The sequence below is a fragment of the Legionellales bacterium genome, assembly GCA_026125385.1.
Lineage (GTDB): Bacteria > Pseudomonadota > Gammaproteobacteria > JAHCLG01 > JAHCLG01 > JAHCLG01.
This window is the reverse complement of sequence record JAHCLG010000016.1, coordinates 40,696-50,168: the sequence shown is the minus strand read 5'-3', so window position 1 is coordinate 50,168 and position 9,473 is coordinate 40,696. Positions and strand designations below refer to the sequence as shown.

Here is a 9,473-nt window from a genome sequence, read left to right as displayed (position 1 = left end):
ATATGCTTTATATTGCACCAGGAACTTCTACTCTTGACAGGGAACATTTATCTGCTTCCTTAAAACCTATTAGACTTATTCCAGTTACCTCTTCTAACAATATAGAAACAGATGAAAAACTGTATCATGCTAATAACATTTCCAACACATCTGCTAGTAATACAACCGTATATTCTTCAGTCAGTAGCGATCATAATATTACCGCGCAGCGTGATAATACTCTTAATACTCTAATAAATAATGCTACAATATCATCCTCTGCAACTGGTAGTAATACTCCTCCAGAAACGATAGTTCCTAAATTTAAATAAAAGCAAATTGAGGGGATAACGGCTTTTATATGTCATCTTCTAACGCTACTAAACGCGCACGATATCGTATTATGCATTAATATCAATATGACCTGTTGATAATTTCTCAATTTTTGAACTCAAAATCCCCATTCCATAATTTTTCTAAAAATAACTGCCATGGTAAACAATAAACATTTTTTCCTAATATTTTTGGCTCTTGTTCAAATGAAAATGGCATCTGGATAATGCGCTTTTAACCAATAGCTCTTACCTACTTTTCGTGGCCCCACAGAAAAGCCGATTTTGCCTCAGCTAAGCTGATGTTAAGCGGGCGATTTAATATTTCCATATAGGAAATTTTATCTGGATAAAATGCCTTACCAAGGAAAATTTGCAATAAATTTAAAATTTTCATTGAAATACAAAGGGTTATATGAAAACGATACCTTTCATCTCATCTGCTAGCCATATGCTCTGATAGAAGCGATATTTCTAATAATATTCATTCTGGTCACTTATATACCGCTCGCCATCTCTTTATACCGCATCTTCATTGGCGAGCGGCATAGGTAAATTAGTTTTGGGTTAGCTCAAGAGTACTATTCTGCATAAACCATTTTAGATATACTGTTTAATCAGGAAATCGACCTAAGTAGTAAGGATACTTTCGCATGCGTAATAATAAACTCCAAGCTTGGCTAGCCTTCTTATCCAGTTCATTATTTTTATTCTACTGTTTTATATTAATCAACTTATTCAATATAAACAGTCAAAAATTAATGAATCACTTTGCCATTAACTCAGTTTCATTGGGCTATTTATCCTCAGCCTTTTTTTATGCTAATTTCATTTTTATTTTTCCGGCGGGAATTTTGATCGATCGAATCGCCACACGTAAATTAATTTTAATCGCTATGATCATCGCTGTTACGACGACTTTTACCTTTATTCTGACCAATAACTATTACATAGCTTTCATTAGTCGCTTTCTCTCTGGTATGGCTGGGGCATTTTGCTTTCTAGGGAGTATTCATTTAGCCTCACGCTGGTTTAAGCCACAACAAATGGGATTTGTGCTCGGACTATTAATTACAATCGCTATGTTGGGTGGCTTAATGGCGCAAGCACCCTTAAATTATCTCGGCCATACCTGGGGTTGGCGCCAGGCGATAATGGGGATCGGAATACTCGGTATTGGTTTTTTAATTTTTATGTGGGTGTTTCTACATACTAACCCAAATTACCACTTCAATCGCATTCAAGAGAACCATACTAAAAATAATCCCATGCTATTCGCCATAAAAAATTATCACAATTGGGCAGGTGCTATTTATGCGGCCATGGTAAATGCGCCTATTTTTATTTTAGGGGCAATCTGGGGTAATTTATATTTAACTCAATCACAACATTTATCAGAACATAACGCTTCCTTAATTACGTCCTTATTATTTATTGGCACAATCGTTGGATCACCTCTCATCGGTTTATTATCCGATAAAATAAAAAATCGAAAACAACCTATGTTCATTTGTGCCATCCTAGCCTTTATTGTGTCTTTATTCTTATTAAGTAATAACCACTTATCAATAATATATTTAGCCATACTGTTTTTCCTTTTCGGCATGATAGCAGGAGCGCAATCTTTATCCTTTACGATTACAACAGAATTAAACCCCAGCAATATAACAGGCAGCGCTAATAGTATTATTTCGGCTGTAGTTGTCGTAAGCGGATTTGTTTTTCAACCTTTATTCGGTTCGCTTATCACTTATAATACCCATTTACAATTTTCAAATAATGACATTCATTTAGGCATGATGATATTTCCTGTGCTATTTGCGATAGCTATTTTCTGCGTATTTTGGCTTAAAGAAACAGGTGCTAAAGCTTACAGCATTCAAAATAATGAAGGAGTATTGCCATGAAGTTCGGCGTATTTGGTTCAATGAATGAGACAACGTGTCTTTTGCTTGCTGACATGAATATAAAATCTCAGCAAGAAATTTCTCAACGTGTTTATTATGAAGGTGAATTATACGGGCACGATTGCGTGATGGTGATTTCGCGTTGGGGTAAAGTGGCTGCGTCGATTGCAACAACTACATTAATTACTCAGTTTAAAGTCGATACAATTTTATTTACCACCTTGGCGGGCAGTATTTCTGAAAAATTAAAGATTGGTGATGTATACTCAAAACAATTGGATTTTAGGCGAGGCGTCGAGTTAAAGATACGAAGGAGTGTATACTGAATACATGACTGAGTAGCTTTAACTCGACAACAAAGCCTAAAATTCAAGTGTGAAGAGTATAGTTGTATGTGAAAAATTAGTTCAGTACGACATGGACGCCCGACCTATTTATCCATTACATGAATTACCACAATTAGGCATCACCAAAATTCAAGCAGATCATGATTTAACTCAGCTAACGTTTAACGCCGCTAAAACGTTTATTCAGGAACAATTAATTCAGCCTTGCTATGAACAAGAGCGACAACAGTTAGGGTTAACACACCCTCACATTTATTTAGGCACGACCACCACGGGCGATCAATTTGTGGATAGTCAACAAAAGATTGATACAATTGCAGCGGATATTCCAGGTGTACTTTGCGTAGAAATGGAAGGCGCAGCCATTGCTCAGGTGTGCTACGAATTTAGCATACCCTTTGCGATTTTTTTAATTATTTCAGATAACGCCGATCACAGTGCTCAACAACATTTTATGCGTTTTTTAAATGGTATTGCGAAAGATTACTCAAAAGAAATTATGAAAAATATTTTAGTCAGTTTAAATGGAGTATAATATTACTCATTATCTTGGCAAAATAAATTTGACGCCCATTATTTTCCCTTGTTAAACAGAATCAGGAATTCTAGTTTTTATTAAAGAGGCTCTATCACAATATTTTTTATAAATGGTAGTGATTCTATCTAAGGTTTCCCAGTCAAAAATATGTCTTTTTTTAAACCATTCCAAGCAAGAAATTAACGCGATTTCAGGTATCCCAAAACTTTGGCCAAGTGTGGGTTGTTTTTCTAACCAACTTAATCCTGATCCAATACGTTCTAAACAACGTTGCATATAACCTTCATCTTGATTGATCTCAGGATGCGTCGCCTTCAGCATAAATCTTAAAATTCCTGCGTCATTTATGCCTAAAATAATCGTTAATAAATTTTCTTCGTGGAAATCGGTGGGAAAATTTCTTCTGAAATCAGAGTGAGCTATGGTTTTTACCGGCTGCTCTAAGAGATATTTAATAATAATTCGCGAGTCAATGATTTCTGTATTACCATCTATTAAGATAGGCACTTTTATGAGAGGGTTATGTGAACCAATAAATTCCACATCCTTTTGTGTCAATTTTCCAAACGGATGAATAACACTATATTCATAGGGAATAGCTAGCTCTTCACATACCACTCGACAAGATCGCGTAAATGGGCTGGTGTGAGTACCGATAATTTTTAACATCTATTTTCTCTCAATTTATTTCATTATTAGTTTAGGGCGTGTTGACAATTCGCTATGCTGAGACCTAGCTTGTTGATTTTTGAGCACTAGCGCGCAGTTTACACGAAGTAAATGAGCAGCGGAGCACAAAAAATCAACGAGATACGGCCAGCAGAGTAGAATTGTCAACACGCCCTATAATTTTGCTACTAATTTTCCCGCCTGCACGGCCTTTCTAGCACTGATGTCAGCAGCCCAACGATTAAGATTTTTATAACTTTTAGCCTGCAAAAATTCCGCAGCATTATATACGTCATTTAAAACAATACCGCCATACCAAGGAAAAATTGCGATATCTGCAATGGTATACGTGTCACCACAAATATATTGATTATGAGCTAATTGTTTATCAAGAACATCCAGTTGTCGCTTTGTTTCCATGGTGAAACGATCAATACAATATTGAATTTTCGTCGGTGCATATTTATAAAAATGTCCAAATCCACCACCGAGATAGGGTGCACTGCCCACCTGCCAAAATAGCCAGCATAGACAACGGGTTCTTTGTTGAAGATCGTGAGGAATAAACGCATTAAATTTTTCGGCCAGATACAGTAAAATTGCACCAGATTCAAAAATAGTTATTTCAGGATTAACACTGGTGTCAATCAATGCTGGAATTTTAGAATTAGGATTGATTGCCACAAAATCACTGGAAAATTGCTCGCCTTTACTAATATCGATTACATACGCATCATATCGCGCGTTTTCATGTCCTGCCGCAATTAACTCTTCCAACATAATTCCCACTTTTACGCCATTGGGCGTGGCCAGCGAGTAAAGTTGCAGAGGATTATTTCCGCGAGGTAGGACCGCATCAAATCTAGCGCCTGCTGTGGGACGATTGATAGCCCCCCATGTTCCACCAAGATCATTTTCTGCTTGCCAGATTTTAGGAAGAATGTAGTCTGTGTTTTGTGTCATCTGTTTTATTCCATCGTAAAAATGCTAATTCAACCAGTTAATCGGCGTAGCGCACCCGCTGGCTCACGCGGCACAGTAAGTCGTAGGAAATGGTGCCTGCACAGTGGGCGATTTCATCGACAGGTAAATCGTCACCCCACAAAATGACGGGATCATGAATCTTCGTTTCCGGGAAATCGCTTAAATCCACGCAGAGCATATCCATAGAAACACGCCCTAAAATTTGTGAGCGGTGCCCATTAATTAATACCGGTGTTCCTGTTTGCGCACGCCACGGATAGCCATCGCCATAACCAATAGCCACAATGCCAACTCTCATGGATTTTTGACATTGGTAGGTATTGCCATAGCCAATAAAATCGCCGGTTTTACAGTGTTTTATGGCGATAATTGCAGATTGTAATGTCATCACGGGCTTTAAATTTAAATCTAAACTGGTTTGATCCGCAAAAGGTGAAATTCCGTATAACATTAAACCCGGTCGCACCCAATTGCCTTTTTCTTGCGGAAAACGCATTAAGCCTGCGGAATTGGTGATGCTTTTTTCACCGGGAAAATTTTTTACCTGTTGATAAAATAAGTCGATTTGCTGTTGCGAAAAATCGGTGTCTTGATCTGCACTGGCTAAATGCGTCATGAGTTTGCACGGCTGCTGAATATAATTTAACGATTGTAATTCCATCATCACTTCGTGTAATTTACTTGGCGGAAAACCTAAGCGATACATGCCGGTGTTGATTTTTACCCAGATGCCAAATGGTTGAGTGGGTAAATAATTTTTTAATGCTTGAATTTGCCAATCTTCGTGGATCACCAGTTGGAGTTGATGTTGATCGATCAATGGTAATTCATCAGCATGAAAAAATCCTTGCATTAAAATAATAGGATTTTGAATATTAGCTTGGCGTAAAATTAAGGCTTCTTCAAGACTCGCCACTCCAAATGCTTCGACTTTAGAATTTAATACGCTCGCTACGTTTACAATCCCATGACCATAAGCATTGGCTTTTACCATTGCGATAATATTGGCATTTGGCGCAAATTCCCGTACGCGCGCAACATTATGCAATAATGCTGCGCTATTAATTTTTGCGATGGTTGGTCTCATCCATAAACCCTAGTATCGTTTGCCGCATAATTTTCAAATTTGGTGTATTGTCCTAAGAAAGTCAACATCACTTTACCAATAGGACCATTCCGCTGTTTAGCAATAATGATCTCGGCTTTGCCTTTATCGGGTGAGTTTTCGTTATACACTTCGTCGCGATAAATAAAGACAATTAAATCGGCATCTTGCTCGATAGCACCAGATTCCCGTAAGTCGGACATAATGGGGCGTCGATCGTGACGTTGTTCTAGCGAACGGTTTAACTGCGATAAGGCAATCACGGGAACATTTAATTCTTTTGCTAACGATTTTAACGAACGCGAAATTTCAGAAATTTCACCGGTACGGTTTTCCGAATATCCTGGAATTTTCATTAATTGCAAATAGTCGACAACAATTAAACCTAAATCACCTTGTTCACGCGCGACCCGTCTTGCTCGTGCGCGTAATTCTTGTGGACTTAGCGCTGCGGTATCGTCAATAAATAAGGGCATTTCATTTAAGGCATTCATCGCACCCGTTAAGCGTGGCCAATCTTCGTCGGATAATTTTCCGGTGCGTACTTTATGTTGATCGATACGCGCCCACGAAGACATCATCCGCATGGCAAGATGATCACCTGGCATTTCCATGGAAAAAATTAATACGGGACGTTGCGTTTTGAAGGCGGCATTTTCTGCAATATTAATTGCAAACGTGGTTTTACCCATGGAGGGGCGGCCAGCAATAATCACTAAATCGCCATTTTGTAAGCCGGAGGTTTTATCGTCAAAATCGGTGAATCCAGACGGTATACCTGTGATCGCTTCATCGGAATGATACAGCATATCAATGCGTTCAAACGATTTTGCTACGTAATCTTTAATACTTAAAGGGCCACTACCACGAGCGGTTTGTTCTGCAATGTTAAATACTAGGCGTTCTGCCGAATCCAGAATATCGTTGGTGTCTTTACCTTTCGCGGAAAATACAATTTCTGAAATTTCATTGGCAGCGCTGATTAATTGGCGAAGTACGGAGCGTTCACGCACAATTCCCGCGTACGCCGCAATATTCGCGGCACTGGGTGTATTTTTGGCGAGATCAAAAATATAGATTTCGCCACCTGCATGTTCTAATTGTTGAGTGGCTTTTAAACGTTCACTGACGGTTAGCATATCGAGTGGATGTTCGCGACGAATTAAATCTTCCATGGTTTGAAAAATAATTCGATGATCGGCGCGGTAAAAATCTTGGGCAGAAACTAATTCCACGACTTTATCCCAGGCTTGATTATCCAACATCAAACCACCTAAAACGGCTTGTTCCGCATCAATTGAATGAGGAGGAACTTTATTCTGATTTAAGCTTGTTTTATCTCGAGAATAAACTTCTGCCATTATTTCCATCCTATTTGGCACTTCGCGTAGCCTGGAACGGAGCGGAGCGGAGATCCAGGATCAGAATCTAAATATTGATCCTGGATCTCCGCTCCGTTCCAGGCTACAGCGTTCCAGGCTACAGTTAGGTACGAATTTTATTAATGATTCGTTTCTTCTTTTTGCACCACAACTTTCACCGTGACGGTTACATCGCTGTGCAAACTGATATCGATATCATATTCACCAACTTCGCGAATCACACCACTTGGCATTAACACTTCACTCTTGTGAATTTCAATGCCTTGCTTTTGAAATTCGTCCGCAATATCGTGGGTGGCGACAGAACCATATAATTTACCTTCGTCGCTCGCCCGCACAATTAACGTGAGAGTCTTGTTGGTAAGTTGTGCCGCACGTTTCTGTGCTTCACCCAATACTTCTGCAACTTTCTTTTCTAATTCCGCACGGCGGCTTTCAAATAACTTCACATTTTGAGACGTTGCAGCTACTGCTTTACCTTGAGGGATCAGATAATTGCGACCATATCCAGGTTTTACGGAAACCGTATCGCCTAAATTACCTAAATTACGAATTCTATCAAGTAAAATTACTTCCATTACACTTAACCTCGTTTACTTCAATTTTGAAAAAAAATACATTCTCGATCTTGAAAAACAAGTATCGATCATCGCGAAAATGACTAAAACACCTTCGGCATACGGAAAAAACACGATTAACATAACATACACAGCAATTAACCAAAAACCACGTTGTTTGCGATAAGCCAATTGATGAATTAAACACATACCCACAATAAAAAATAAAGTTAGTACGGTTGGAATTACATCGGTTGCTAAGGCGTTATTCAACAACACCCCCAAAGCAACTATTGCAAGCACAGCCATCGCCAGCCAATGCAAGCGCAAACGGTTTAATTCCGCGCTCAACCCACCCGGATGATACAATTTGGCTTGCAAAAATCGCGCAAGCAATAATTGTAAAAACACGTTGATCATCATTGAGCTTGCTAATAATCCCGTATAAACGCTCGCAATCGATTCTATAAAATTAGCATCAAATGCCGTGCGAATATCCGCAAAATGTTGGGACATTTCTGCGAAATATAGGCTTAATTGTTGTGTCCAGAATTGTATTACCTCGGGAACAACGGCATGAACAATGATTACGGTAAGCATTCCTATTGCGGCGAGAATTTGTAGCATTAACGCCCAAGATTCCGTCTTTCTCAGTACCAGTGCCATCGACCAGACGATAATCACGTCGGGGATAAAACGCAATAAGGCCACTGGAGAAACAAACCACGCTAGAGCTAAACAACCCGCCATCGCACTTAAGGCGATGACGGCTCCGGCTTTAGCCCCTCGCCGCAACGTTACTAACGCCACAATTACTTGGCTTAACCACGCCAATGGTCCCAGCATAGATAACACTAACGCTGCAACGATTGCGCGCTCGGGTTTTTCCATGATGTAGTTGGCGGATTTGCTGAACATGTTAATTATTTGTGTTGATCACAGTAAGGTAATAATGCCAAGAAGCGTGCTTTTTTAATAGCATTGGCAAGCAAACGTTGAAAACGTGCACTCGTGCCAGTGATGCGGCTTGGAACAATTTTACCGGTTTCAGTGATATAATTTTTTAATGTCGCGATGTCTTTGTAATCGACTTCTTTAGCACCTTCTACAGTGAAACGACACACTTTTTTACGACGATGGAATGACATAATGGTCTCCTTTAAGCGACATCTAATTCTTCAGATTCATCTTCAAAACTATCAGAACGTTTGTCTGATTTGCGATTATCATCTTTATCTTTTAAAAGAGGTGATACGGCAGTAACGGCATCTTCTCTTTGTAAAATAAGGTGACGAATCACGGCATCGTTAAAACGAAATGAATCTTTCAGCTCATTTAACGTGTCTTTATCGCACTCGATATTCATTAAGACGTAATGCGCTTTGTGTAATTTGTTAATGGGATACGCTAATTGACGACGCCCCCAATCTTCCAAACGATGAATTTTACCTTGATTGCCTTCGATTAATTTCTGATAGCGATCGAGCATCCCAGCAACTTGTTCGCTTTGATCGGGATGAACCATAAATACAATTTCATAATGACGCATTAAATGCTCCTTATGGTTAGTTGCCGCTAAAGTGTAGTCGGCAAGGAGTTAATAGAACAGGATATAACACATCCTGCAAAAGGGAGGGTATTGTAAGCGAAGTCCATACGGTTAGGCAAGGTTT

General features: G+C 39.2%; 12 protein-coding genes. 4 read left to right on the top strand and 8 right to left on the bottom strand.

From position 1 onward, the window contains the following. From KIT27_07585 to KIT27_07570, 4 genes are all read left to right on the top strand, one after another. Positions 1-311: hypothetical protein (locus tag KIT27_07585; protein MCW5589513.1), on the top strand; the 311-nt coding region annotated here is incomplete at its 5' end. A 653-nt stretch (positions 312-964) separates the two neighbouring features. Beyond that, complete coding sequence (locus tag KIT27_07580; GenBank protein MCW5589512.1) at positions 965-2,218, top strand: MFS transporter; 1,254 nt, start codon at positions 965-967, stop codon at positions 2,216-2,218. Beyond that, positions 2,215-2,544 carry a hypothetical protein gene (locus KIT27_07575; protein ID MCW5589511.1) on the top strand — a complete coding sequence of 110 codons (330 nt, stop codon included), beginning with the start codon at positions 2,215-2,217 and terminating at the stop codon, positions 2,542-2,544. The genes KIT27_07580 and KIT27_07575 overlap by 4 nt, the downstream gene beginning before the upstream one ends. 49 nt (positions 2,545-2,593) lie before the next feature. Then, positions 2,594-3,100 (top strand): hypothetical protein, encoded by a 507-nt coding sequence (locus KIT27_07570; protein ID MCW5589510.1) that lies wholly within the window; start codon positions 2,594-2,596, stop codon positions 3,098-3,100. 51 nt (positions 3,101-3,151) lie between these two features. Here KIT27_07570 and KIT27_07565 read toward each other — a convergent pair whose 3' ends face one another. The 8 genes from KIT27_07565 to rpsF all read right to left on the bottom strand — a co-directional run bounded on the left by KIT27_07565 (position 3,152) and on the right by rpsF (position 9,349). Further along, positions 3,152-3,772, bottom strand: a complete 621-nt coding sequence (locus KIT27_07565) for a glutathione S-transferase family protein (protein MCW5589509.1) — start codon at positions 3,770-3,772, stop codon at positions 3,152-3,154. Positions 3,773-3,946: 174 nt separating this feature from the next. Beyond that, positions 3,947-4,735, bottom strand: a complete 789-nt coding sequence (yghU, locus tag KIT27_07560) for a glutathione-dependent disulfide-bond oxidoreductase (GenBank protein ID MCW5589508.1) — start codon at positions 4,733-4,735, stop codon at positions 3,947-3,949. A 37-nt stretch (positions 4,736-4,772) separates the two neighbouring features. Next, a complete protein-coding gene (gene alr / locus KIT27_07555; protein ID MCW5589507.1) occupies positions 4,773-5,843 on the bottom strand; it encodes an alanine racemase in 1,071 nt (356 codons plus the stop codon). Then, positions 5,840-7,222 (bottom strand): replicative DNA helicase, encoded by a 1,383-nt coding sequence (dnaB, locus tag KIT27_07550; GenBank protein ID MCW5589506.1) that lies wholly within the window; start codon positions 7,220-7,222, stop codon positions 5,840-5,842. Before dnaB ends, alr begins: the two co-directional genes overlap by 4 nt. A 140-nt stretch (positions 7,223-7,362) precedes the next feature. Further along, complete coding sequence (rplI, locus tag KIT27_07545; GenBank protein ID MCW5589505.1) at positions 7,363-7,821, bottom strand: 50S ribosomal protein L9; 459 nt, start codon at positions 7,819-7,821, stop codon at positions 7,363-7,365. A 15-nt stretch (positions 7,822-7,836) separates the two neighbouring features. Next, a complete protein-coding gene (locus tag KIT27_07540; GenBank protein MCW5589504.1) occupies positions 7,837-8,718 on the bottom strand; it encodes a hypothetical protein in 882 nt (293 codons plus the stop codon). 5 nt (positions 8,719-8,723) lie between these two features. Beyond that, positions 8,724-8,951, bottom strand: coding sequence for a 30S ribosomal protein S18 (gene rpsR, locus KIT27_07535; protein MCW5589503.1), 228 nt, complete (start codon positions 8,949-8,951; stop codon positions 8,724-8,726). Positions 8,952-8,959: 8 nt separating this feature from the next. After that, positions 8,960-9,349, bottom strand: coding sequence for a 30S ribosomal protein S6 (gene rpsF, locus KIT27_07530; protein ID MCW5589502.1), 390 nt, complete (start codon positions 9,347-9,349; stop codon positions 8,960-8,962). Positions 9,350-9,473 lie beyond the last annotated feature (124 nt).

Excerpts from the sequence above, each read along its gene's own strand:
- KIT27_07580 (MCW5589512.1), top strand. The coding sequence starts at position 965 with ATGCGTAATAATAAACTCCAAGCTTGGCTAGCCTTCTTATCCAGTTCA.
- KIT27_07575 (MCW5589511.1), top strand. The coding sequence starts at position 2,215 with ATGAAGTTCGGCGTATTTGGTTCAATGAATGAGACAACGTGTCTTTTG.
- KIT27_07565 (MCW5589509.1), bottom strand. The coding sequence starts at position 3,772 with ATGTTAAAAATTATCGGTACTCACACCAGCCCATTTACGCGATCTTGT.
- yghU (MCW5589508.1), bottom strand. The coding sequence starts at position 4,735 with ATGACACAAAACACAGACTACATTCTTCCTAAAATCTGGCAAGCAGAA.
- alr (MCW5589507.1), bottom strand. The coding sequence starts at position 5,843 with ATGAGACCAACCATCGCAAAAATTAATAGCGCAGCATTATTGCATAAT.
- dnaB (MCW5589506.1), bottom strand. The coding sequence starts at position 7,222 with ATGGCAGAAGTTTATTCTCGAGATAAAACAAGCTTAAATCAGAATAAA.
- rplI (MCW5589505.1), bottom strand. The coding sequence starts at position 7,821 with ATGGAAGTAATTTTACTTGATAGAATTCGTAATTTAGGTAATTTAGGC.
- KIT27_07540 (MCW5589504.1), bottom strand. The coding sequence starts at position 8,718 with ATGTTCAGCAAATCCGCCAACTACATCATGGAAAAACCCGAGCGCGCA.
- rpsF (MCW5589502.1), bottom strand. The coding sequence starts at position 9,349 with ATGCGTCATTATGAAATTGTATTTATGGTTCATCCCGATCAAAGCGAA.